At 56.1% G+C, this 25,223-nt stretch carries 21 protein-coding genes and 1 pseudogene; 12 read left to right on the plus strand and 10 right to left on the minus strand.

The window, feature by feature from the left end:
* The first annotated feature begins 20 nt into the window (after positions 1-20).
* Positions 21-1,378 (plus strand): annotated as a pseudogene (locus ACP0KA_RS08900) (amidase).
* Positions 1,379-2,196: 818 nt separating this feature from the next.
* Here the strand turns inward: ACP0KA_RS08900 and ACP0KA_RS08905 are convergent.
* From ACP0KA_RS08905 to ACP0KA_RS08925, 5 genes are all read right to left on the minus strand, one after another.
* Complete coding sequence (locus ACP0KA_RS08905) at positions 2,197-3,186, minus strand: hypothetical protein (protein WP_424628455.1); 990 nt, start codon at positions 3,184-3,186, stop codon at positions 2,197-2,199.
* Positions 3,153-3,851, minus strand: a complete 699-nt coding sequence (locus ACP0KA_RS08910; RefSeq protein WP_424628456.1) for a Tn7 transposase TnsA N-terminal domain-containing protein — start codon at positions 3,849-3,851, stop codon at positions 3,153-3,155. The genes ACP0KA_RS08905 and ACP0KA_RS08910 overlap by 34 nt, the downstream gene beginning before the upstream one ends.
* Before the next feature lie 1,203 nt (positions 3,852-5,054).
* On the minus strand, positions 5,055-7,136 hold the full coding sequence (locus ACP0KA_RS08915; protein ID WP_424628457.1) for an AAA family ATPase: 2,082 nt from the start codon (positions 7,134-7,136) through the stop codon (positions 5,055-5,057).
* A 22-nt stretch (positions 7,137-7,158) separates the two neighbouring features.
* Entirely contained in the window at positions 7,159-7,935 is a 777-nt protein-coding gene (locus ACP0KA_RS08920) for a metallophosphoesterase (RefSeq protein WP_424628458.1), read from the minus strand.
* 460 nt (positions 7,936-8,395) lie between these two features.
* Positions 8,396-8,797, minus strand: coding sequence for a hypothetical protein (locus tag ACP0KA_RS08925; protein WP_424628459.1), 402 nt, complete (start codon positions 8,795-8,797; stop codon positions 8,396-8,398).
* 312 nt (positions 8,798-9,109) lie between these two features.
* Between ACP0KA_RS08925 and ACP0KA_RS08930 the strand changes: the two genes are divergently transcribed.
* Both ACP0KA_RS08930 and ACP0KA_RS08935 read left to right on the plus strand, forming a co-directional pair.
* Positions 9,110-9,379, plus strand: coding sequence for a helix-turn-helix transcriptional regulator (locus ACP0KA_RS08930; protein ID WP_424628460.1), 270 nt, complete (start codon positions 9,110-9,112; stop codon positions 9,377-9,379).
* Positions 9,380-9,639: 260 nt separating this feature from the next.
* Positions 9,640-10,389, plus strand: a complete 750-nt coding sequence (locus tag ACP0KA_RS08935; RefSeq protein ID WP_424628461.1) for a CBS domain-containing protein — start codon at positions 9,640-9,642, stop codon at positions 10,387-10,389.
* On the opposite strand, the gene ACP0KA_RS08940 is transcribed toward ACP0KA_RS08935, so the two are convergent.
* Both ACP0KA_RS08940 and ACP0KA_RS08945 read right to left on the minus strand, forming a co-directional pair.
* Complete coding sequence (locus ACP0KA_RS08940) at positions 10,386-10,616, minus strand: ChaB family protein (RefSeq protein WP_424628462.1); 231 nt, start codon at positions 10,614-10,616, stop codon at positions 10,386-10,388. The two genes, ACP0KA_RS08935 and ACP0KA_RS08940, sit on opposite strands and share 4 nt — an antisense overlap.
* 32 nt (positions 10,617-10,648) lie before the next feature.
* The gene (locus ACP0KA_RS08945) at positions 10,649-11,095 is read right to left on the minus strand and encodes a host attachment protein (RefSeq protein ID WP_424628463.1); all 447 of its coding nucleotides are present in this window, start codon (positions 11,093-11,095) and stop codon (positions 10,649-10,651) included.
* A gap of 436 nt (positions 11,096-11,531) precedes the next feature.
* On the opposite strand from ACP0KA_RS08945, the gene ACP0KA_RS08950 reads away from it, so the two are divergent.
* From ACP0KA_RS08950 to nhaA, 5 genes are all read left to right on the plus strand, one after another.
* A complete protein-coding gene (locus ACP0KA_RS08950; RefSeq protein WP_424628464.1) occupies positions 11,532-12,515 on the plus strand; it encodes a zinc-dependent alcohol dehydrogenase family protein in 984 nt (327 codons plus the stop codon).
* On the plus strand, positions 12,493-14,061 hold the full coding sequence (locus ACP0KA_RS08955; protein ID WP_424631526.1) for an AAA family ATPase: 1,569 nt from the start codon (positions 12,493-12,495) through the stop codon (positions 14,059-14,061). The genes ACP0KA_RS08950 and ACP0KA_RS08955 overlap by 23 nt, the downstream gene beginning before the upstream one ends.
* Before the next feature lie 201 nt (positions 14,062-14,262).
* Positions 14,263-16,653: a phosphoketolase family protein gene (locus ACP0KA_RS08960; RefSeq protein WP_424631527.1), complete on the plus strand. Its 2,391-nt coding sequence runs from the start codon at positions 14,263-14,265 to the stop codon at positions 16,651-16,653.
* Positions 16,650-17,621, plus strand: a complete 972-nt coding sequence (gene mbfA, locus ACP0KA_RS08965; RefSeq protein ID WP_424628465.1) for an iron exporter MbfA — start codon at positions 16,650-16,652, stop codon at positions 17,619-17,621. The genes ACP0KA_RS08960 and mbfA overlap by 4 nt, the downstream gene beginning before the upstream one ends.
* 169 nt (positions 17,622-17,790) lie before the next feature.
* Positions 17,791-19,128, plus strand: coding sequence for a Na+/H+ antiporter NhaA (gene nhaA, locus ACP0KA_RS08970; RefSeq protein ID WP_424628466.1), 1,338 nt, complete (start codon positions 17,791-17,793; stop codon positions 19,126-19,128).
* Positions 19,129-19,616: 488 nt separating this feature from the next.
* Here the strand turns inward: nhaA and ACP0KA_RS08975 are convergent, their stop codons facing one another.
* The 3 genes from ACP0KA_RS08975 to ACP0KA_RS08985 are packed head-to-tail and all read right to left on the minus strand — an operon-like array spanning position 19,617 to position 22,541.
* Entirely contained in the window at positions 19,617-20,792 is a 1,176-nt protein-coding gene (locus ACP0KA_RS08975) for an MFS transporter (RefSeq protein WP_424628467.1), read from the minus strand.
* A 21-nt stretch (positions 20,793-20,813) separates the two neighbouring features.
* Positions 20,814-22,175: an FAD-dependent oxidoreductase gene (locus ACP0KA_RS08980; RefSeq protein ID WP_424628468.1), complete on the minus strand. Its 1,362-nt coding sequence runs from the start codon at positions 22,173-22,175 to the stop codon at positions 20,814-20,816.
* Between the two features lie 48 nt (positions 22,176-22,223).
* A complete protein-coding gene (locus ACP0KA_RS08985; protein WP_424631528.1) occupies positions 22,224-22,541 on the minus strand; it encodes an ArsR/SmtB family transcription factor in 318 nt (105 codons plus the stop codon).
* 96 nt (positions 22,542-22,637) lie between these two features.
* Here ACP0KA_RS08985 and ACP0KA_RS08990 point away from each other — a divergent pair, with 96 nt between their 5' ends.
* Genes ACP0KA_RS08990 through arsC form a run of 4 tightly spaced genes read left to right on the plus strand, consistent with a single transcriptional unit; the run spans position 22,638 to position 25,032 of the window.
* Positions 22,638-23,006, plus strand: a complete 369-nt coding sequence (locus ACP0KA_RS08990) for an ArsR/SmtB family transcription factor (RefSeq protein ID WP_424628469.1) — start codon at positions 22,638-22,640, stop codon at positions 23,004-23,006.
* On the plus strand, positions 22,999-23,526 hold the full coding sequence (locus ACP0KA_RS08995) for an arsenate reductase ArsC (RefSeq protein WP_424628470.1): 528 nt from the start codon (positions 22,999-23,001) through the stop codon (positions 23,524-23,526). Before ACP0KA_RS08990 ends, ACP0KA_RS08995 begins: the two co-directional genes overlap by 8 nt.
* A gap of 1 nt (position 23,527) precedes the next feature.
* Complete coding sequence (gene arsB, locus ACP0KA_RS09000) at positions 23,528-24,574, plus strand: ACR3 family arsenite efflux transporter (RefSeq protein WP_424628471.1); 1,047 nt, start codon at positions 23,528-23,530, stop codon at positions 24,572-24,574.
* Positions 24,571-25,032, plus strand: a complete 462-nt coding sequence (gene arsC / locus ACP0KA_RS09005) for an arsenate reductase (glutaredoxin) (protein WP_424628472.1) — start codon at positions 24,571-24,573, stop codon at positions 25,030-25,032. The genes arsB and arsC overlap by 4 nt, the downstream gene beginning before the upstream one ends.
* The last annotated feature ends 191 nt before the right edge of the window (positions 25,033-25,223 follow it).

Raw genomic sequence — 25,223 nt, forward strand, 5'->3', positions numbered from 1 at the left:
GAAATGATCGAGGACATGTCATGACAAGCCCCGCCCCAACCTTATCATCGCTTGCACGCGATCTGGCGAATGGCCGGACAAGATCGACCAAGCTCGTTGAGGATTGCTTGGAACGCATTCGGGATAGTGGAGGCGAAGGATCTCGAACCTTTATTGAGGTCGATGCAGAAGGAGCGCTTGGCACAGCGTTTAAAATGGACGCTCTCCGAAGTAGCGGGAACCATCCAACGCCGTATGCAGGCATACCGATCTCGATAAAGGATTTATTCGACGTCGAGGGACAAGTCACTCGAGGAGGATCTCGTGTTCTGAACACAGCAACTCCTGCCCGCAAAGATGCAATAGCCGTAGGTCGCTTGCGCCAAGCAGGATTCGTCGTGATCGGCCGAACGAATATGACTGAGTTCGCCTTCTCGGGCCTGGGGATGAATCCGCACTACGGCACCCCTCTCAATCCTTGGGACCGCAAGTTGGCCGTGTCCCCGGGGGATCATCGTCGGGCGCGGCAATCTCCGTAAGCGATCAAATGGCACATGTCGCGCTAGGGACAGACACCGGCGGATCGTGCCGCATTCCTGCGGCATTCACGGGCTTGGTTGGCTTCAAACCGACGGCGAACCGCGTGCCTCTTGAAGGCTGCCTGCCGTTGTCTCCATCGCTGGATTCTATCGGATCAATTGCTCGCTCGGTAGAGTGCTGCACAACAATCGACGCCATCATCTCCAGTGAAACTCAAAGAATCACCGACAATATCTCACTCAAGGGACTGCATTTCGCAGTCCCTACGAACGTGGTTTTCGAGGACATCGACCCAGTTGTTCAGGCTTCCTTTCAATCGGGATTGGATCGCTTAAGCGAACATGGAGCGATAATCGAGAACGTTACGATATCTGAGTTCGACAGCATCGCGGGAATGAACTCGAAGGGTGGCTTTGCCGCAGCGGAAAGTTTTGCTTTCTATCACGACCTTCTCTCGAACAGGCTGCAAGAACTGGATCCGAGAGTTGCGGTTCGAATTCGTCGCGGAGCTGAGCAGAGCGCTCTTGATTACATTAGGCTCAAAGCACAGCGGACAAAGTTGATCACCGGTGTCGAGCGCGCAGTTTCTACGTATGATGCATTGATCATGCCGACCACTCCAATTGTGCCACCCACCTTGAGCAGCCTCGACGAGGATGATGCATACGGGTGCGCAAATCTCCTGGCATTAAGAAACTGTACGATTATTAACTTGATCGATGGTTGCGCAATCTCGATTCCAGCCCCGGATCGAGGTGATGTTCCCGTCGGAATCATGTTGGCAGCTCGGCATGGTTTCGATCAAAGATTGTTGGCGATTGCTCGTACGGTGGAAAGCGTCTTTCTTGAAAGTGACTAAGTTCGGCGTGCCTCTGTCCGAGCGCGAGGGTCACTGAGCTTCGATATGCGAAATTCCCGACTCAACAGTCGCTGCTTAACCGTTACCGGGAATTAGTTCGCATCTGGCGTGCGGCGTTCCACAGCCTGGTAAGTGTAAGCGCGCCAAAGCCAAGAGCGGACGGCGAAGCATCCATCCGAACACGACAGCCAGGTTCACCGCCACGCTTTCTATGAGGATCTAAACCACGGCGGCAAAGCAGTGGTCACCGCGACACATCAGGTCGCGGAAGAGATCGGGAAGCCGGCGCCGAAAGAAGTTGCAACGGCGTAGCGGAGCAAAAACGGACCAAATTTCTTTGCTCCGCTCCGCCGTCGTTCGGCTAAGTATATCCGTACACTTTAAAAGCGATTCACGTAAGCCTCTGATTTGACGCAAGCCCGCATTTTCCATCCGACTCGACTGAGACTTTAAGAATGACTCATTCTGTCGTGTCTAACGATAAGATCGACTCAAATCCGTAGATGATTGTTTCTTCATACGATCCTAAAAGACCAACCTGGGCCTCGAGCGTAGGACGGCTAACGAGGGCTACGTCGCCAAGGCCCCAGGTCGTCATGGAAGTGCGACGGGTTGTTACCGGACGCTTTCAAGACTGCTAAAAGGGGAGTGGGCGATTGCACGCCGGTCGATCGGCAAGACACATCAATCGTACGAAGGAATCTTGAATGCCTGCTACGGGATCCCATAGCGGCGGTGGCGAATTCACATAGCCCGCCTCACGATAAGGGTGACAGCCCCTCGCAACTAGCTTGTTCGGATTATTAAGAGGTCTTGTTTTAATTTTGCGGTACTTGGACTTTCGCCCGTTCGTAAATAAAATCTGTATTCTCTCGAAGAGCCAGGACGGGTTCAACGCCGTGGTCCCTCATAAAGAGCTTTACACCGTTGGCAGCAATACCCATTCGTCTCGCTATCTCGCCAGAAAAAATGTATCGATCTGCAAGGGCTACGATTTCATCCCGTCGATATGAATTCGAGCCAGTGCGTCGATTCGCGAAAAGATCGGGTCGCGCAGCAACAAACCTATAAAACAGCGTTACGTGAATCTTGAGAATCGCTGCTGCCGTGGCACCGGAGATCCAGCTGTGGACTCTGCGCTCTTCTAGCCGCATATGGTTACGCACGCCAACGGCAAATTTCTCGACCTCTCGCACGCCGAAACTGAGCTTTAGATTACTGGACTTGTTACCTGTAGACAAAACCTCGACGTCATCAGCCAAGATCGCTGCGATCATTGCGGCCCAAGGAAATTCGATTTCGCCAAACTCCCGAGCTGCGACTTGGAGAGAAAAAAAGGAAACGCCCCCCGCCGGCTGGATACGTGATTGGATCCGTTGCCGGAGTTCTCTGACGGATTCGGCGGAGTAAGCTTCGCCGCACGCAGCAATTTCGCAAACGCGGGTGTTGAGCGCGACAACCAATCCGCGCGCAGATAAATCTCTCATGACGCGTGGCGGAACATGCAGTTGCCGCGCAGCGTCGACACACGATGTCACGTCCTTTATCTGATCCACTAAGGGAACAACATCGGCCAACCGCATCAGAACTATTCGACGACCATTGTCATTCGGCGACTCAATCGTCTGAATATACCCTTCGATTGATAAACGTTTTAGCGGACCCAGTCCGATGTCGAACGTCTCCGAGATTTTATTGACCGTAAGGAACTTCTCTCCTTCCGCCTCGCCAGGATACCCCAGCTCGTCGTTGATGAGTTCTTTAAATAATACTCTTAGCGTATGTGGAAGGACAACGTCAGTGGCCAAGTACGAGAGCGGTCCCAATTCCTTCTTCTTGCCGTAAAAGCCGCGTCGCAGTCCGCTCTTTTCGCGAAAGCGAGCCGCGAGATGCGAGAAGCCCTTGTTTGAATCGATAATAGCGCGACCGGCAGCCGAACATGATCCTCCGACCCGATCGCCGTGAACCGATCGAGCCGGATTAGCTTGGCGTTCGCGAATGCTTGCGTCGGCAGCAGATCCGTATCAGCGGAAATTACGCGAAATTCCCAGCCCTGCCGGCGCGAAACCGCTCGTGCGAGAGCGATCTTTGCCGCGTAGCGGGGATCTCTGGCGATTTCGGCTCGGGTCTTCTTGACTTCTATGATTTCGACCTTGGACCCAAGTCTACGTTCGATATCTGGGAAGTAGATCATCTTCTCGCCGTTCGCGAAGTAAAATTCCATACGGAACGGCTGCACAAGGAAAGACGTCACTCGAAAGTCAACTTCTGAGATCCACATGAAGTGGCGCTCGTCAATCGCTTCCCACGGAAACGCACGTCGATTCTTTCTCGACGTGAATATACCGGTCGCCTTTCCATGGCCCCGCTCAACGACGGTCCGGATCGGGCCGCCATCTTTGCTGCGAACGATCTTCACCAACGTCGGCTGCAAACTAGTTGCGGTACGTCTCTTTTTTCTTTCTTTCGACATTTCGGCCACCGCGGAGACATAGCTTCGCCGTTCGGGCGCTGGATACCGCGCTCGGTCATGGCCACGCGAGTTTCATTCAGTCTTTCAGGCACTTGCCTCGGGCTATCCGGGGTCTGCTCAAGGAGCAGCCGGATGCGATCGCTCGACTTAGGGCGACCGTCGGAACAATACGTTCACCGTCCCAGGCAAAGTTCTCCCGTGGAGCACCCGCATACGAGCGCAGCGACGGCCACTTGTATGAAGCGGAGATCGCTCAACATGCCGTCGGCCGCAGAAAAGAGCGGGCGCTGCGATCGATTTCCAGCTCATGACAGCCTCCGTCGGTTCGAGTAGGGCGTAATCCCATGATCGAGCAGAACTGAACTTGGGACGCGCTGTAACCACCGGCGGTGCCAACGGCGAGTGTTCTCGGCGACGCGCTTGCTAACTTTCGCCAAGCGCCTGGCTTCGACCTCAACGCAGACTGAAGCAGCGCGATAGCCGCCTATCACCTCGACGATTTCACCGACGGTCAGTTGCGGCGGTTGCCCGCTTGGATCAGCTGGCACTGAGATACTTTTAAGAACCTTTGCTGTATCTGCTTTGCTGTGCGTTGCGCGATATGACCTCGGTTGACCGCCGGGCTCACTGGCGACGATAGAGACACTTGTGGTCGGCAGATTATGCCCAAACGCGATGTCAGGCCGCGGTGTCGATATGGCAGTCATCGTCCTATCTCCTCGTCAGCGGAGCTTGCGGTACAGACCGTTCTAGGATCCAAGCAACCAGCAACGCTCTGCCGTCTCCGCCAACGATGTCGTCGGCGGTCGATGTTTCATTTTTGGGGTGTTTGCGAGCGCGTTAGTCAAAGCGCGCTAGGTTCGAGAATAGTACGAAACAGGCGCGGGTCGCGTGACGCTGGCCGAAGCCGATACTGTAACAGCTGCTAGACTTTAGCCTTGCCGCTACGCGCTTTAATCATTGTACATAGTTTCATCGCACTTCTCCCCGCCGACAAGCTCTGCCGGCCTTCAACCGATCGATGATTGCTTAGGAGACGGACCCTGTCCGCCGGCTTAGCCGGCGGAATCCTTGACGGATCTTCGGCGGCTTAAGCCTGGCTCACGAAGTACGTCGCCCGAAGGCGTACACAAAGGATTTTGGTCATGATGCTCATACCGTTGCTCTATCATACGAAACATGAAGCAATTTACCTTCGGATCGCTAAACTTCGACCGAATTTACCTCAGTGTTCTTTCCTGCCTGCGTTGAAAGGACAATTCGGCGAATCTCTTCACCTGATAGTTGGCGCTGCAACTTTAGACGATCGGCTACCGCGAGAATCGCGTCCCGATGCGATCGCACCACTTGGTCCGCGCGTGCCTGCAAAACCTGAAGGTGTTGCTCAACCGTCTCGCGGAGCTCGCGGTCGATACCCACGGCCGCAAGTGCATCTCTGTGCGAGCAAACGTAAATTAGAGTGTGGCCGAGCCCTGTAGATGCATGCAGCGTTGCGAGCATCTGGGTAACGCGCGCAAGATCGGACTCATCGTCGCCGCCAGCGCCAATACTTGCTTCTCCTATTAAGAGCTTTTCTGCACTACGGCCGCAAAGGAGGGCAATGGACCGTCTTTCGATCGAATCCCTTGTCGGCATGTCGTCCTCCTCCTTCTGGATGAGGGTCAAGCCGGCTACAGCCCCGCCGCTACCTGCCGAGCATCTCTTGAGAGTACCGTACGGAACGGCCAAAGAGGCAACGGCGTGTCCGGCTTCGTGGATGCAAATACGCGTGAGCATGGTCTCCGCAATCTCCCCAACAGGCGATATCGCTTGCACGAGGTCATCCCGTCTCAATGCTCTTCTTTCGTATCGTGCAATTCGGCGAGCATTACGAGTGGTCATCATAATTTCGGCGCCCGTTTGCCCTTCGATCAGGTCGGCAATCTCCGAGAGATCTTCATGTAGAAGGTCTCCGTTCAGATGGTAACGCAAAATATTCAGAGCGCCCGCTTGATCCGGTCGCTTGACTTCGATCGTGCGTTCGAGGCGGCCAGGACGGAGGACCGCTGCGTCCACGCCGGAGATGTTATTAGTCGCGGCTATTACGACGATGCCAGCCCGCCTGCCCTCCACCGCGTTGTCAAGACTAAGTAGGAAGTCGGTGAGCACTGTCGTCCACCATTCTTGCGCGCGCGACGACATCGTGGCTCGGTTCGGCAACGCATCAATCTCATCGAGGAAGAGAATACATGGCGCTGAAGCGGCGGCGCGCTCAAACATGGCACGTGATGCCTTAACGACCCCATCGAGATCGCCCCGGGAGTTCGCAAACAGATCAGAAACCGAATACGCTAAAACTGGCACACCGCAGGCTTGGGCTAATATTCTGGCGAACAGCGTCTTCCCAAGGCCGGGCTCGGAATGAATCACCGCACCCCGATCGACATCTTGCCAGGCTATTTTTCCCGCCCGATAGTCCGCGATATCCCTTGCTAGAGTGAGTCCCCAGGCTCTGGCATCTCCGTATTCTACCGCATCTTCGAGAGAAGGCAGGCGATCGGTTGGTTCGGAGAGCTTAATGGCTACTCTGGCCCTCTGAAGACGGGAGATGATTTCTGTCGGCGATGAGTCTGGACGGAATGCTGCAACCAGATCGTAGAACTCTAGGCCGGCGGCGACGTCATCATCGATCTCACTTGGGGGGCGTTGTCGGGTCGTCAATCTGATGGCCTTGCCGACTGCTCTTCCGTTCGGATGATTAAGTTGGATGACGAAATCTGCCGCAGTGATCAGCGTGGGAGGCAAGGCATCGCGAGCCGCCGCGACACCAACAATCGGTACGCCGCTTGCGAGATACTTTCCGATATCGGAGTTGCGTTCGGCTTTTTCCCAAGATTTCGTGGAAAGGTCGACGGTCTGCCAGTGCGTGCCAAATCGCCTAAGGAAGAAGGATCTAACAGGTTCGATCCAGCTTGGCCCTGGTACGAGTATGACCAATGCCAAGGAGGCCGAGGTCTTTAGCTTCAGCCTGGCTACACCTGTAGTTGCTTGATGAAACGCGGCCGCAACAATCGCATATCTCGCCGAAGCTGGAACTTTGATCGTTGAGAGCTGAGTACACTTTGACGAGCTCTCAGTGGCAATTGTATCCAGGGGCAGTGTCTCTTGGTTAGATCCCGACAACTCGCTGATGGTGGTGTTACCCCTATTCTGTGGTTCCCACGGTATAGCGGGAAGCTCGCCACTACCGAGAAAAACCTTCCGACTTCGCAGGCGTTGCAGTTTCGCATAACTTTTTTTGGTCATGCTCGTCTCCAGTGTGTTGGCACTACATTTCGACGATGAAAGTCGGATTGAATTTCGAGTTTTCCCATTTCTCGTTCGCGTGCCATGGGCCGTATCCCTTGGCGTTGGACACGACACGCGTAGTGCCGGCGAAAAAGTCTCGACTCTCGTGCGTATGCCCGTAAATCCAGACGTCCGCGCCCTTGATGGACGCACGACTTGTATATGCCGCGGCAACCACATCCTGCTCATGGCCAGCCGGGACAGCCTCAGCATGAAAGCCCATATGGGTCACGACAACGCGGGGCATGTTTCTCTGTCGGCTTAGTTCGCGCTTTAGGAAAGCGCGGGTCTCCATATGCCGCGCGAGCGTGTCCCTTGGACGCAAGCGATATGCATAATTCCTCACGCGAATCTTGCGGTAGTCGTTCATTGTCTGGCCAGCGACTCTCATCGCGAGGTAAGGATCACCAAACAGGTTGAAATCCGTCCAGCCGGTGGCGCCAAAGAAGAGCGTGCCGTTGATGATCACGCTATCGTTTTGAAGGACGTGAATATTCGATCCGGCGGCGGCGGCACGCGCTTTCTCGACTGTTCTGTCGAGATCGGTGCCATAAGCCTCGTGGTTTCCGCAGACGTAGATCACGTGCTGATCCGGTACGCGCTCCAAGAGCCATCGAACACCGCGCTCCATACGCGTTGTCAAGTCGCCCGCCACAATCATTACGTCGAAGGGCGGACGATCGGTAATTGCTGGGAGATCCCAGCCGCGGGTCAACTCCATGTGGAGATCGCTTAGAATCCACAGCCGCATAGGCATGCCTCAAGACGCTCGTGTGCACAGTTGCTCTCCGTTCCTCGGGCCGTGGAGGGGAAGTTGCTACGGTACATTTGAGCTGCGTGGCGGCTCGGGCGCGCCGAGCCGATAATATCGCGACCATGTTCTCGCCCAGCCGTTCACGGCATCGCAAAGGATTACCTGAGACGTGCGAGCTCGCGCCCCCGGGACTTAGAAAAGGATGACCGCTGATGGTGCCAACAATACATCTGGTCGGCACCAAACCGAATTCCCACCGATCAATCATGGGAGCGTTGCTTACGCTTCCCGGGGAAACTGTTTCACCAGTTTCAAGCTTGCGAATATCTTTTGTCAGGGTGTCTTGGAGACAATGAAGACTGCCGTAAGGTGTAATTGGCGACATCTCAAACCTCCGCGATTACGTTCGCCACGGATAAGGCCGGTCGCTGTACTGAATCCGCGATCGAACTCAACGCACGCGTCAAAGCCTTGCAACCAGCCAAAGCAGGCTGAGATGCCGACAAGGCGGATCGCATTTCGAGCGGCGGCGTAATGCTGAAGAAATCACGATTGCTGACGCTGGATCACCCTCTAACGCACAAGCTAAAACTGCTGACAGCGATAGATCGACCTCAGAAGCTGTAATCTTGCGCTCGCTCATCTGTTTAACTGCGATCCCGATCGCAACGGCGGGATCACCGAGGATTGCGCGATTCCAATCGTATTCGCCGTGTATTTCAGTACCCAGCAATGCCTCGCGGATACCTCTGATTTGTCGACATAGAAGGACGCTAGGCCGACGAGTACGCCACCAAGCGAGCGGCGAGAACGGTTCGATGTTTGGCACCGATGAAAAACGCGCACGATTCCCCGATACGGACATGAGAGACTCCGTTGGTGCGAGTGATGGATTACCGGTACGCGATGAGGATCCAAGGATTCGATCTGCGAGAGATCTTCTGGTGCCTCTGCCCTGAATGCGCCGCTATCAAGGATTGAACGGCGGCCGATCCGAGCACGAGTTATCACTTTCAGAAAACCCTTCTCAAGGATTCGCTGGTACAGTCCGACTTAAATTGGAATTTCAAGAAGCTTTCGAACGGGTCGCACGCAGCGCGTCGACGGTTAAGCAACTCTTAATATCTTAGCACAGATTTCGATTTTTGCACTAAAAATGAAGAAACAAAGGGAAGTTATGGTTAATTCCCGCCTCCAGCCGATCTCACCGGAGCAACTTCGGGCTGCGCGAGGCTGGCTATCCTGGACGCAGGACGAGCTTGCTGAGAGATCGGGCGTCTCCAAAAGAACGATTGCAGCCTACGAAACCAATAACACGTCATCAGCTCATGAGCGAACGCTGGTCACCCTGAGAACCACTCTTGAGGAAGCTGGCGTGGAGTTTCAGTTTGAAGAGACGATCGCCATGGGAATTCGCGTGAGACCTCGTCTCCAGAGCGATCGCTGACAAACAGATCAGTCTCGAGTTGTGGCCTGTTCGACGGGGGGGGGGGACTGCGAGGCCCGCGCCGAGTAAGACGACGCGCCAAGCTGAGCGGAATTTCAATAGGCACCATTGAGACGCCGAGCGACATCAAGGCGCAAGGTTAGCAGCTTCCGGTTCTTCAACGATCTTCGAAAAAAGCGCTGCGTTTTTGAGGCATATCAATCCGCCTCGTGCCAAGCACGCTATTCGCTTGACGTAGCTTTCGAGTGCGGGAGTACATCATGCGCGCGCATCAGGTTATGTGCCGACGGGTTATCACGACCTCACCTCAGACATCTATCGCGGACGCGGCGAGGACGATGCTGAACGAACACATCAGTGGGCTGCCTGTCGTTGACAGTTCAGGCCGTTTGGTCGGCATAGTCTCTGAGGCTGATTTTGTTCGACGATCCGAGATCGGGACTGGGAGACGACGTGGTCGGTGGATTACGTTGCTGTTTGGCGCAGGTAAGATGGCTGCGGAGTTCGTGCAAGAGAATGGCCGGGTTGTTGCGGATGTGATGACAACCGAACCTATAACAGTGTCGGAAGATGCATCAATCGAAGAGATCGTCAGCTTGATGGAGAAGAACAACATTAAGCGTATTCCCGTTTTGCGGGACAAAGCTGTCGTCGGAATGGTCACGCGATCGAACTTGCTTCAGGCTGTTGCCAGTTTAGCTCGCGATATCCCGGATCCCACTGCTGATGATGACCACATCCGAGATCGCGTGCGAAAAGCAATCGAGAAAGAGGATTGGAAACCGGCCAATCTGGAAGTCATTGTAAGAGACGGAATAGTCCATCTAAGCGGCATGATTACTGACGAGCGAAGCCGACGAGCGAGTATTGTTGCGGCCGAAAACGTCAGCGGGGTCGTACTCGTTCACGACCACCTATCTTGGGTCGACTCCTTGTCTGCACTTTATTATCTCTCGCCGGAGGATGAAGAGATGTCTCAGAACCCGCAGCCGAATTACGGCAGGTTCTAGAAGTCTCCTTTTCCTTCGGTGCGCACCCATTGTGTTCCTTCCTTATGGTATGAGCGCTTGACGGCTGCCCATGCGACGCGGTGCGCAGCTTCCTCTTTCTGCGCCGGTGAAAGGTCCGAGTAGCTCATCCAGGCGCTGTTGAAGGCTCCGCGATATATTTCCTGCGCGTGCAAAGGCAGGTGCATCTGGATCGATGGCGGAAGATCTTCGAGTAATTTGTACGGCATAGCTTCGCATCCTTCGACACGCGAGTTTCGCGCTACTCGGAAATGTATCCCTCGATCTCGCTGATAGCGTGCTTCGTAAGGTCTTTCTCTATTTCTGCGACAATGAGTTCGCGAACGTGTGTGTTCAGCGTCTTTCTTAGCTCGCCGATTGTGTGAGGAGGGGCAACAATGGCTATCTTACGCACGTTCTCTCGTTCGACGTATTTTTCGAGCGAAGCGGCTACTTCCTCTGCAAATCGCTCCTTTTCTATGAGATGCCAGTCAGTCTGTTCGACACCGCTGCGGCGGCTCGACGAGCTATCATAAACGCGTCCGGGACGATCACTCCCCTGATCTCGCGTCGGCGGATTGTTATCGTTGAACACGCAGGCCGGAGTTAGATTAGGAAACAACTCGTCTCCGTCATTTCGGAGAAAAAGTGCGCGTCGTCCATCGGCGACAAGCACCAGAGAATTGTGCGGAAGTTTAAGTCCGTGCATTGCTTGACCCTTTCTTCCCAAATTTATCTTTGAGGGCTAACAGCTCTGTTTCCAGGACCATAAGTAGCGCTCGTAACGTTAGCGCTTGTCGCAGGGCCTTCTCGCGCTCTCGTTGATCAAAGCTTGAGGCGCGAATCGAGTACCGCTCAAGGTCTGGCGCCCGTCGTTTGAAGGAAGGAGCTTCCTCACGTTGCACGTGGTCAGCTTTGGGCGAACACATCGCTGCCTCCTTTGAGGAATATGCAGCCTGCCTAAATTGAAACCGCGATCATTGATCTCGCGCAAAGAAGCGGGAGTTCATTCCACGCGGCGGCGCTTGAGGCACGTCAAAGCAATAATCCGTCGGACGTGCATAGAGAAACTCGTATCAGGGTCTGAGAGCCAACTCGCTTACTGATGTAGCGAAGCGGGGCGGTGCCCTTTGTGAGGCGTGCACATGCGAGCGATGATTTTGGATGGCCCAGGTAAAAAACTGGAGATGCGGGAGATTCCAGATCAGGTCCCGGGTCCAGAGGAAATCCGGGTCAAGATCAGCGCATGTGGTGTGTGTCGAACGGATCTGCACGTCATCGACGCTGAGCTGTCGCACATCAAATATCCGATCATTCCGGGACACGAAATCGTCGGCCATATAGATCTAGTCGGCCCTAAAGTGACAACGCACAAAGTTGGAGATCGCGCGGGGATCCCATGGCTGGGACACACCTGCGGCACATGTCCCTACTGCCGATCCGGGATGGAAAACTTGTGCGACGCTCCGTCATTTACCGGTTATACGCGTGACGGAGGCTTCGCCACTTACGCCATTGCTGATGCCAGGTTCGCATTCCCCCTAGGGGATGAGAGTGACGACGTCGCGACCGCACCGCTGCTATGCGCCGGTTTGATTGGCTGGCGGTCTCTCACAATGGCAGCGGACGCGAAAAGTCTAGGCATTTACGGCTTCGGAGCCGCGGGTCACATCATCGCTCAAGTCGCAAGATGGCAAGGCAGATCGGTTTACGCCTTCACGCGGGGCGGCGACACCGCGGCACAGTCACTTGCGAGGGAGCTTGGAGCCTCGTGGATTGGCTCATCTGAGATGCAGCCGCCTGATCTTCTTGATGCCGCGATTATCTACGCTCCTGTCGGAGCGCTTGTTCCCGCAGCGCTTCGCGCTGTGCGCAAAGGCGGCCGGGTGATTTGTGCCGGCATTCACATGAGCGACATTCCGTCCTTCTCCTATAACCTCCTTTGGCAGGAGCGGCACATCCTGTCTGTTGCCAATCTGACGCGCCAGGACGGGATCGATTTCTTGAAAATCGTACCACAGGCCAGGATCAAGACACGGACCACGTTGTTTCCCCTCGATCAGGCCAACGAGGTCCTGACCGCCCTGCGTAACGGAGATTTTGTTGGTGCAGCAGTCCTCAGACCCTGAGACGGCCAGCGCATCGGCACCGGTGCCGGACACTGCGGATCAGGATCGTGTATTTGCCTTCTTGAGCGATCCCCTAACGCATGGCGAACATCCCGTTCGTATCGATACGCACGCCGCTTCAGTTTTCCTGGCTGGCACCCGCGCCTTGAAGGTGAAGCGCGCCGTCAAATTTCCGTTTCTTGATTACTCGACGCTCGAGAAGCGAAAAAAGGCGTGCGAGCAGGAGATTGAGGTCAACCGCAACTTCGCTCCACAAATTTATCGAGGCTGTGTTCCGATCACGAAGAACTCCGACGGATCATTACAAATTGACGGCCAGGGCACGGTCGTCGAGTGGGCCGTCGATATGCTCCGATTCGATGAGAGTCGCACACTCGACAAACTTGCCGCACAGGGCGCTATCGATCGGGCTCTCTCCGAAGGCGTCGCGGATGCGATCCGAACCGTGCATCAGGAAGCTCCAATCAGGAGACAATCGTCCTGGCTTCCATCCATTGCTCACTTAATTGAGGCGAATTCCGCGGCATTCGCGGGATCTTTCGACTCGCAAGAAGTCAAAGACCTGGAACGAAACAGCTACGCTTTCTTTCAGCGAACTCTCCCAATTCTGCAGCGCCGCGAACGTGACGGACTTATCCGTCGCTGTCACGGAGACCTTCATCTTTCAAACATTACCATTATTGACGGAAAACCCGCTCTCTTTGACGCCATTGAGTTCGACCCTGCGGTCGCAACAACCGACGTGCTCTACGATCTTGCCTTCATCTTGATGGATCTTCTCCACTACGAGCAAGTGGAAGCTGCGAACCTTATTCTTGCCCGCTATCTGCTATCCTCGACCTTGGAGGATCTGGATGGCCTGATAGCTCTTCCACTTTTTATGTCGATCCGGGCCGGTATACGGGCGAACGTGCTCTTGGCTCGCCGCCATAGAAACCCAAAGGAAAGTCACGCGCTGAGAGAGACGGCCGCAGCCTATTTTTCTCTAGCAGTCTCACTTATCAAGCCTGCGGCTCCGAAACTCATTGCGGTCGGGGGGCTCTCCGGCACCGGGAAAACGACCTTGGCGCGCAAACTGGCGCAGTTTCCAGGACCGCCGCCGGGAGCGCTTGTGCTGCGCTCCGACATATTTCGGAAGCGGCGCTTCGGTGTTTCCGATGCCGAGCGCTTACCGGCTGAAAGTTATACATCTGAGGTGTCACGACTGGTCTACGAAGAAGTACTTGATCGAGCGGAACGCATTCTGCGCCATGGTTACTCGGTGATCATCGACGCCGCCTCTACGAAACCTGAACAGCGGTCAGAGATTACAAAATTGGCGAAAACTGTAAACGTGCCATTCGTCGGTTTCTTCCTGCATGCGGACCTTGCAACGCGGCTGCGGCGAGTCGGGAGTCGGGTCAACGATGCCTCCGATGCGACAACGCAAATTGTGCAGCAGCAAGAGAACTATGAAATCGGTGGCGTAGATTGGACACTCATTGATGCCTCAGGAACGCCAGAGGAAACCTTGGCAAAAGCGCGTGTGACCATCGAATCTGCTTAATTGCGCGATCGTCTGTTGCTGGCACGGAGGCAATTATTCTCGGGGCGGTTGGCGACCTTCATGGTGCTGTTGTACTCAGGGGAACAGTCCTTTTCGAAGGACTCTTTCTTGATCCCGATCAAGCTCCTGCCAGTTGAAGAACTTAGTCATAGCAAGCACCCGAAGTGTGCTTTCAAAAACGCCCGTGCAGCGGAGGTTGACATGACATCAGCTGAGACGTTGTCGGAACAAGAGCTTCGGCTCGTTGATGCCTGGTGGCGTGCCGCTAATTATCTCTCGGTTGGCCAAGTATACTTGCTTGATAATCCTCTACTGCGTGTCCCGCTGAAAATCGACCACGTTAAGCCTCGCTTGTTGGGACACTGGGGCACAGTCCCTGGCCTCAATTTCATCTACGTTCATCTCAATCGTGCGATCAAAGCGCATGGTCTAAATATTCTATTCGTGACAGGACCCGGTCATGGCGCGCCCGGGGTTATCGCCAACGCATACCTTGAGGGGACCTACAGCGAGCTCTATCCGGACGTCACGTTGGATGAAGATGGGCTGCGCCGCCTCTTCAAGCAATTCTCATTTCCAGGAGGGATACCGAGCCACACCGCTCCGGAGACGCCGGGTTCGATACATGAAGGCGGCGAGCTTGGCTATTCGCTGTCGCATGCATACGGAGCGGTATTCGACAATCCGGATTTGATTGCCGCATGCGTCATCGGTGACGGGGAAGCGGAAACAGGTCCTCTTGCTACATCTTGGCATAGTAACAAGTTTCTGAATCCCGCGACCGATGGCGCAGTCATCCCGATACTCCATCTCAACGGCTACAAAATCGCGAATCCAACTATATTGGCGCGCATACCTCCCCAAGAACTCCGCTCTTTATTCGAAGGCTATGGCTATGCGCCAGTCCTGGTGGAAGGCACTGATCCCTTAGAGATGCATCGGAAAATGGCATCGGCGATCGAACATGTAATGTCCGATATCGCAGCTATTCAGAAAGCCGCACGGTCGGGAGGGCAGTCTGGACGACCAAACTGGCCGATGATTATCTTGCGATCGCCCAAAGGGTGGACAGGACCAAAAGTGGTCGATGGGCTGAAGACCGAAGATTTCTGGCGGTCTCACCAGGTACCTTTCAGCGACATGGCAAAACATGGTCATTTGCAACTACTCGAAGACTGGTTGCGAGACTATCACCCGGAAGATCTTTTCGATTCCTCAGGCCGCCTTCGCGCCGAAATAGCTGCGCTCGCGCCCGCCGGCGAAAGACGCATGAGCGCCAATCCTCACTCAAAAGGTGGCTCGGCGAACAGACCCCTTAGACTTCCAGATTATCGATCGTTTGCCATCGATATCAAAGCGCCTGGCCAGATCAATGCCGAAGCGACGCGTCTCCTTGGAAGTTTCTTACGAGAGGTGTTGAAAGCGAATGAGGAGAACAGGAATTTCCGAGTCTTTGGACCCGACGAAACAGCGTCGAATCGTCTGCAGGCTGTGTTCGAGGTGACTGATCGGTCCTGGAATGCCAAAACTATTCCGGAAGACGATCATCTCTCACCAGCCGGGCGCGTGATGGAGGTTCTTAGTGAGCATACGTGTCAGGGATGGCTAGAAGGGTATCTACTGACAGGCCGGCACGGCGTCTTTTCCTGCTACGAGGCATTCATTCACATCGTTGATTCGATGTTCAACCAACATGCGAAGTGGCTAAAAACATCAAGAGAAGTACCTTGGCGCCAACGGATCGCCTCACTCAATTATCTACTGACGTCCCACGTTTGGCAGCAAGACCATAATGGCTTCAGCCATCAAGATCCGGGCTTCATCGACCATGTCGTGAACAAGAAAGCTGACATCGTCCGCGTTTATCTTCCTCCGGACGCAAATTCGCTGCTTTATGTCGCCGATCACTGCCTTCGCAGCTGGGATAGAATTAACGTCATCGTAGCCGGCAAAGCGTCTTCCCCGCAGTGGCTTTCTATGGATGCCGCCACCAAGCATTGCACTGAGGGGATTGGGATTTGGACCTGGGCAAGTACCGATTTTGAAAGCAAGCCTGATGTCGTGCTTGCCTGTGCCGGAGACGTCCCCACCCTTGAAGTACTCGCAGCCGTCACTCTTTTGAGGCGGCACTTGCCAACTCTTAAGGTTCGCGTGGTCAACGTGGTGGATTTGATGACTTTACAATCGAAGGATCAACATCCGCACGGATTAAGCAATCAAGATTTTGATGCAATATTCACGACGAATACTCCGGTGATCTTTGCTTATCACGGCTATCCCTGGTTGATCCATCGATTGACTTACAAACGAGCCAACCACTCAAATTTTCACGTGCGGGGCTATGAGGAAGAAGGGTCGACAACCACTCCGTTTGACATGGCCGTCCGGAATAGGATCGATAGATTTCATCTGGTCGGGGACGTAATCGACCGTGTTCCCCAACTTGGTGCGTCTGCCGCCTATGCGAAGCAGGCAATTCGAGACAAGCTCGTCGAGCATCAGCAATACATAGAGACATACGGCCTCGACATGCCAGAAGTAAGGAATTGGCATTGGGACGGTGAATCGTCTTCCTCGGATAGCCGGCCATGAAGAGCTTTGCGGACCTTAGCGAACGCGAGATTTTGGCTGTTGCGATCGCGGCTGAGGAAGAAGACAGCCGTATCTACATGAGCTTCGCGGAAGACTTAAAAAGTCGATTCCCCGATTCAGCAAAGATTTTCGAGGAAATGGCTGAAGAAGAGAAAAGCCATCATCATCTGCTGCACCAGCTGTATGAGAGCCGCTTTGGGTCCGCGTTGCCCCCCATTCGCCGGGAAAATGTGAAGGGCTTTCTGCGACGTCGCCCCATTTGGCTGACCAAGAATTTGCCGCTCGATACCATTCGCCGTGAAGCCGAGACGATGGAGTTTGAAGCTGCGCGCTTTTATTCAAAGGCCGCCGAACGAGCGGGGGATCCGGGCGTACATAAATTGCTCAGTAAACTCGCAGAGATGGAAAAGGATCATGCCGCACTCGCGGCAAAGCTGACAGATCGCATCTTAAGTCCCGATGTGCGATCCAAGGAAGACCAGATAGGAAGGCGAGTGTTCGTTCTGCAATATATCCAGCCTGGTCTGGCGGGCTTGATGGACGGCTCCGTCTCTACATTGGCCCCACTTTTTGCCGCAGCCTTCGCAACCCATCAGAATTGGCAGACGTTCCTGGTTGGGTTGGCCGCTTCCATTGGAGCAGGCATTAGCATGGGATTCGCCGAGGCCCTGTCTGATGATGGGTCCTTGACAGGTCGCGGATCTCCTTGGCTGCGTGGAGCCACCTGCGGAATCATGACGACGCTGGGCGGGCTAGGTCATACTCTTCCCTATTTGGTTCCGGATGGATGGCCGAACGCCTTCTGGGTTGCCACCACGATCGCAGCCATTGTCGTGTTCTTCGAGCTTTGGGCGATCGCTTTTATCCGCGCTCGCTATATGGACACACCATTTCTTCAAGCCGCATTTCAGGTCGTGTTGGGAGGAATCATTGTGCTCGGAGTCGGAATAGCAATCGGTTCGTCGTAGTTCTGGACAGACTAGGTGTATTCAAGGACAGAGCAGAAGTGCCCTGGCGGGCACCGTTCTACGGTTGAAATGTCCCGGTCGCGATGTATAACAACGTTCGGGTGCTCGCTGCATAGAGCAGCGACAGGTTAAGCGATGGTCGGGCCGCCACGCGGAAAGCGTGCGCCCCATGAACCACAGCCCTCTATTTAGCGATTTGCCGAAAGCTCAGCGACTGGCGGAGCAGGCCCTCAGCACCTTTTATCGTTTCCTGCATGTCGAAGCTGTCAGCGGTGCCGTGCTTCTCGTAGCCGCCGCTGCTGCACTGATTTGGGCCAACTCTCCATTCGCCCATAGCTATCACGACTTTTGGAACCTTCCGCTCACAATTGGTGTCGGCGAACACGTTTTTTCTCGGCCATTGCATTTCTGGGTCAACGACGCGCTGATGACGATCTTCTTCCTCGTCGTAGGCATGGAGATTCGGCGCGAGGCCCATGAAGGCGCACTGAGTAGCTTCGACCAAGCCATACTGCCGCTGGTTGCAGCAACTGGTGGCGTGATCGTCCCGGCGCTCATCTATCTGAGCCTCAACAGCGATCCGGCTAGAGCGCAAGGCTGGGCCGTGCCGACCGCGACAGACATCGCATTTACTGTTGGGGTACTCGCGCTGCTTGGACGAACGATCCCGGCAAATGTGCGGGTCTTCCTGCTTGCTCTGGCAATCATCGACGACATCATAGCGGTACTGATCATTGCCCTCTTCTACACCGCCAGTCTTCAGCTTGGCGGTTTCGTTATCGTCTCAATTGGGTTACTCGCGGTTTTAGGATTTCAGCGGATTGGGATCGGTTCTGCGCTTTTTTACGTATTGCCCGGGTCTCTAGTTTGGATTGGGTTCATGGTAGCCGGGATACATCCAACCCTTGCAGGTGTCGTGCTGGGGCTGATCACTCCGGCACGCCCCTTACCGATGCGGGAAACGCCGCTGGAAATAATGTCGCGAGTGCTCAAACAGTTGCGAAACGGCGCGGTAAAGGCAAGAGATCCGCACCTTTTGGAGCAACCGCTACGAGACCTTCACGTAGCTCACCGCGAGATGTTGCCGCCGGTGTCGCGGTTACAGATGGCAATGCATCCCTGGGTGGCTTACGGCGTGATGCCGATCTTCGCGCTGGCGAATGCCGGCGTTAGCTTGACGGGCGTTGATCTGTCCGCCGACGGCTATCTCGTGATGACGGGCACTGCACTTGCCTTGATCGTTGGGAAACCGCTCGGCATCGTCGGCGCGACCTGGGTCGCGGTGCGACTGGGGTGGTGTCGGCTTGCGCCAGGAGTTTCGTGGGGGGGTATTTGTCTGGTCGGCCTGCTCGCTGGCATCGGTTTTACTATGTCGATCTTCATCTCGATGCTCGCCTTCTCCGATCCAGGATCGTTGAGGGCGGCTAAGCTAGGCGTACTCTTCGGCTCGCTTGTCGCCGCCGCGCTCGGCCTTGGCTGGGGCGCCATCTACGTTCGACGTCTGTGAGAGCGGCTCCAATGCCTTTCAAAGCTCCGCACGTATCGTTCGTATCATTCGCCGTTGATGTTCTACCCTCTGGGATGACCCGAGTGATGATCGTCGAAACTTGCTTGCACCTAAATCCGGCGCATCCCTCGTACAATAAATCCGGCGTGGAAAATCTCATTTCGGCCGCGCAAAGGTATGCGAGCGCTAACATAGAAGGTCCTGCCTCCATCCGCCTTATATCGACCCAAAGCGGAGAGATCTAAGGTCTGCGCACCGCTCCTTTTGTCGGCAATTTCCCAAATCTTCCCTCAAGAACTGGGCGGAGCATGTCCGCTCTGCCCAGTTATTTCGGACGTCCACCCGCTCGACTTTGCCAGCGGCAATCCAGCACTCGGTTGGGGCTCGGATTTGGCCAGTTGGCGCTCGTCGGATTGATTGGACTGTTCTTCGTTCGCAAATTGACATAGCGACCGACACGAACAAGACAGCGCCTCCCGTTGCCTACGTCAATTGACGATGACACTCGCGGCCTCAGGCTGCTTCGCCCTCACCAAACACATCGCGGCAAATGCCGACAGGCTCAACACCGACGTGACCATCAGCACACCTGCGCCCATCCAATCAATCAGAACACTGAACGCCAGAGGGGCCATGGCCTGCAAAACCCGCGACGGAGCACCAAGGATGCCGAGCCGGTATCCGTAGTTTTCCGGGCCAAAGATCGCGAGTGGCAACGTGCCCCGTGCGATGGTGAGAATGCCGTTGCCGCTGCCGTGGAAGATCGCGAAAGCGGTGGCCGCCACGCCGCCAAACATCGCGAGAATGGCCGCGCCGATGGGATGCGTCAGACAAGCGAGACGCGCAGAGATCAGCGGATGGTATCGGTTGAGGAAACTCGCTTCCACGATACGTGCGAGCACTTGGGCTGGGCCGATAAAGGCGCCAGCAGCCACCGCCTGCACGCTCGTCGCGCCAGCGGCTTCGAGAATGCGCGGAAGGTGGGCGGCCATTGCGCCGGCCACCGTCCATCCGGCCGCGAAAGTAAAGCCCAACAGGATCATCGTGCGGTCAATCGGGATATGCGGTTTGGGCTGATCGATCTCAGGAGTTGCGCTGCGCGCGACCTGCGGCAAAAAGAAAAGATTGAGTGGCAGACCAATCACGATATGCGCGGCAGCCCATGCAAGGCAGGTGCTGCGCCACCCAATCGTCTCAAGCCCCCATGCGGAGAGCGGCCATCCGATCGTGCTGGCAAATCCGGCGAGCAACGTGATCCCGGTAATGGCTGATCTCGCCTTGTCGCCGTAGATGCGGCCAAGCGCGCCGAAGGCCGCGTCATAGAGCCCGAGGCCCATGCCGATCCCGAGGAAAAGCCACGCAATTGAAAGCACGAGCAGCGAGTGCGCGCTTCCGAGCGTCGCCAGCCCCGCCGCGAATACAAGATTTGAGATCGACAAAACCTGACGGCCGCCGACCAGATCGATCTGGCGTCCGACACGCGGGCCGAGCAGCCCCGAAATTACCAGCGCTGTGGAAAAAAACGCGAAGAACCAGTTAACCGAGATTCCAAGCTCGTGCGCTATTGGGTCTGCGAGGATCGCCGGAAGGTAGTAACTCGATGCCCAAGCCAGTGTTTGTGTCGTGCCGAGCGCCAGGATGAGCGGAAGCTGTTTCTTATTCACGCGATGTTCGCTTCTTTATCTTTAGCCACAACCGCAACCGGACTTGCCTTCGTCCTTGGCAATGGCGTCCTCTACACAACAGGCATCGCCGCGCTCGGGCACCGGGCCGCCACAACATGACGACGCAGTTGCGTCAACTCCGCGTGTGCACACACCGGTCTCCGGCAAGTCGAGCTCGACCCGCGCAGCCGCCTCATGATCTCCAGCGATGTGGGCGGCGATGGAGCGAACCTGCTCATAACCCGTGATCATCAGGAACGTCGGGGCGCGTCCATACGACTTCATTCCCGCGAAATAAAATCCGGGCTCGGGCTGCGAAAGCTCCGCTGCCCCGTGCGGCCTTACCGTGCCACAGCTATGCTCGTTCGGGTCGATCAACGGAGCAAGCCTCGGCGGCGCCTCGACCGCTGGATCAAGTTCGAGCCGCAACTCGCGCAAGAAATCGAAATCAGGACGGAAACCGGCAGCGACGATCACTTCGTCCGCCGTGATACGCCGTCCGCAGCAAGACGATCCCGCACCAAGCCGTAGCCGCGCATTCGCTTCGCCGATATGCGATAGTTGGAATTCGGTCTCGACGCGGATGTCACCTTTGCTGACCATCGCCGCAAAAGCACTTCCAAGCTCGCCACGCGCCACCAGCTTGTCGTTCGCGCCTCCGCCGAAAGCCTTGGCGGGATTATTGCCACGAAGCAGCCAGACCGGTTCGGTTGTCGGCGCATGTTCTTTCAGCTTGGCAAGGTCAAGCAGTGTGCCGACCGCCGAGTGTCCAGCGCCGAGCACAGCTACGATCTTGCCTGCATAGCGGCTGCGATCCTTGCCCAGCACGTCCGGCATGCCGTAACGAATATGGGTAGCGAGTTCTTTTTCGCCGACGGCGGCAACGCCATTGGGGCCGCCGGGATTGGGCGTGAACCACGTTCCCGAGACATCGATGACGGCATCAGCCAGCAAAACCTTCGGGCCGGCCCCGTTCTCATAGCGTAGCGCAAATGGCGCACCTTCGCGGCCCTTCGATTTCAGCTTGTCGAAACCGACGCGGCTCACTGAGGTGACACGGCTCGACAATCGAATGTGATCTTTCAACACCGTTTGGGTCGCAAGCGGTGAAAGGTACCGTTCAACCAACTCGCCACCGGTTGGATACTCTGCCGGCTCTGGCGTGTTCCAGCCGATATCTGCGAGAAGCCGTGCTGCCGCCTTGTCGACGTTGTATTCCCAAGGCGAGAACAGCTGCACGTGCGACCACTGTCTTACGGCATGGGCTGCATCCGGCCCTCGTTCAAGCACTACCGGCATCAGCCCGCGCTCAAGCACATGCGCGGCGGCGGCAAGCCCCACAGGCCCCGCTCCGATGATCGCGACCGTCTTCGTTTGGCCCATGGCATGCTCCTGTCAAACTAGAAATATCGAAATAAGAGACGCAACAACTCACGCTGCGCTCTTTGTGTCCTTGCATCCGACTTCATCGGCGCAGCACTCAGCGACAAGGAAGTCAACCAGGCCTTGCATGGTGTCGTAGTTGGCGACGCAGCGCAGCGTGGTCGCTTCGCGCTGCTGCGTCACGAGATTGGCGGTGACCAGCGCCTTGATGTGATGAGAGAGAGTGGAACCAGCGATCTTGAGCTTGTCCTGCAAGTGGCCGACCGGCATTCCCGAATGCCCGGCGCGGACCAACGCCCGGTAGATCTTCAGGCGAGTCGGATTACCAAGCGCTTCGAGACGGGCAGCCGCATCATCCAGCTTCAAAGGCGTCATCCCTTCTGTTCATATTTCTAGAATTATCGAAATACTCGCATTTGTCAATCTACTTGACCCAGCCGATATATCCATTATTCTGGATATATGGATAGCGTACAAGCCATCGCGGCGCTGGCCGCCCTCGCCCAAACCACGCGCATGGACGCCTTCCGTAAGCTCGTCGAATACGAGCCCGATGGCATCGCGGCCGGCGAACTCGCGCGCCTGTGCGAGGTGCCGCAGAACACCATGTCTTCGCACCTGGCGATCCTGACCCGCGCCAACCTCGTCACGGCGGAACGTCAAAGCCGTTCCATCGTCTACCGCGCCAATCTCGGCGCCTTCCGCGAGGTCGCGCTGTTCCTGCTGCAGGACTGCTGTGGCGGACATACGGACATCTGCGCGCCGCTGATTGAAAGCCTCACACCTTGCTGCCCTCCGCAAAAGAAGACCAAGGCGAAATCCCATGTCTGACAAAATTTACAATGTGCTGTTTCTCTGCGCTGGAAATTCCGCACGCTCCATTCTCGCGGAGTCTATTTTGCGTAAGGACGGCCAAGGCCGCTTCCGCGCTTTCTCCGCAGGGAGCGACCCCAAGGGCCAGGTCAATCCATTCGCGCTCAAAGTGCTTGAGAGCCTTAACTATCCGACTGACGGCATGCGCTCCAAAAATTGGCTGGAATTCGTAGCGGCTGATGCGCCGGTCATGGATTTCGTTTTCACGGTTTGCGACAACGCGGCGGGCGAAACATGCCCGGTCTGGCCGGGGCAGCCGATGACCGCGCACTGGGGCATTGAAGACCCCGCTGCTGTGGAAGGCACTGACCTGGAAAAGCACACCGCTTTCATTACGGCATTCCGTTATCTCAAGAACCGTTTAGGCAGTTTCCTCAGTCTGCCTCTCGGCAGCATCGACAAATTGTCGCTCGGCACCACGCTGCGAGATATCGGTAACAGCGAAGGCGCAACATCGCGCCGTCCGGATGTGGCATGACATGAATATCTTCGAACGCTATCTCACCCTGTGGGTGGCGCTGTGCATCGTTGCAGGCGTCGCACTCGGTTATATCATGCCCGGTCCGTTCGGCGCGATTGCCGGAGCCGAAATCGCCAAGGTCAATATGCCGGTGGCGGTCCTGATCTGGTTGATGATCATTCCCATGCTGCTGAAGATCGACTTCGGCGCACTCGGCCAGGTGCGCGAGCACTGGCGTGGTGTCGGGGTGACGCTGTTCATCAACTGGGCTGTGAAACCATTCTCCATGGCGTTGCTGGGCACGTTCTTCATCGGCCATGTGTTTGCGCCCATGCTGCCCTCGGCGCAAATCCCCTCCTACATCGCAGGGCTGATCCTGTTGGCGGCGGCGCCGTGCACGGCGATGGTCTTCGTGTGGTCCAACCTCTGCAATGGCGAGCCGCACTACACCTTGAGCCAGGTGGCGCTGAACGACGTGCTGATGATCTTCCTGTTCGCTCCGCTCGTCGGCCTTCTGCTTGGGGTCGCATCCATTTCCGTTCCGTGGGACACGTTGCTGCTTTCGGTTGCGCTCTACATTGTGGTTCCTGTTGTCATCGCCCAACTATGGCGGCGCTCGCTGCTGGCGAGTGGCTCCTTCGATCGAACGATGCATGTCTTGCAGCCGGTATCTCTGATCGCGCTGCTCGCTACGCTGGTTCTTTTGTTTGGGTTCCAGGGCGACCAGATCCTCGCGCAGCCCATCGTGATCGCAATCCTCGCTGTGCCAATTCTTATTCAGGTCTATCTCAACGCGGGCCTTGCTTATTGGCTCAGCCGACGGTTTGGCGTTGCTTGGTGCGTGGCAGCGCCCGCAGCCCTTATCGGCGCCAGCAATTTCTTTGAGTTGGCAGTCGCGGCTGCGATCAGCCTCTTCGGCCTCAACTCAGGTGCCGCTCTCGCGACTGTCGTGGGCGTTCTGGTGGAAGTGCCGGTGATGCTCTCAGTAGTCAAAATCGTAAAAGCGTCGCGCGGTTGGTATGAATCTGCTGCGCCCGCTCAGCAGAAAGTGGATGCGCGCGTATGACCGTCACGATCTATCACAACCCTGACTGCGGGACGTCACGTAACACGCTGGCGATGATCCGCCAGAGCGGCGTCGAGCCGACCATTATCGAATATCTCAAGACGCCGCCGTCTCGCGAGCGCTTGAAGGAGCTGATCGCGGCGATGGGCATGTCCGTGCGTGCGCTACTGCGCGAGAAAGGCACGCCCTTTGCGGAGTTGAACCTCGGTGATGCGTCGCTCTCGGACGATCAATTGCTCGACGCAATGCTCGCCCATCCGATCCTGATCAATCGGCCCATCGTCGTCACGTCCGAAGGCGTCAAACTCTGCCGTCCGTCGGAGGCCGTGCTCGCTATCCTGCCAAATCCGGATATCGGAGAGTTCGTGAAAGAAGACGGCGAGATCATCGGTGCATCGGCACGCGCCGATCGCCAAAGCGGTGGCGGGCGCCCCTCCACACCTCGCAACGCCGCCTAGCCCCGCGTAGCCGAGCCGGACCCACAGCGGCGCCCAACGCCGCGAGCTGTACCAGAAGCTGATGATTTGCTTCTGGCCCCTAGCGGACATGCCGACGTCCCCTGCCGATCAAAACGGAGTTCGCCTGCCTGTATTCAGGGGGCCACTCATTTATGAGTACATCCACGATCACCGCTGCCGGCTTTGGTGAT

Origin of the sequence: Bradyrhizobium sp. SYSU BS000235, assembly GCF_049747295.1 — a bacterium.
Lineage (GTDB): Bacteria > Pseudomonadota > Alphaproteobacteria > Rhizobiales > Xanthobacteraceae > Afipia.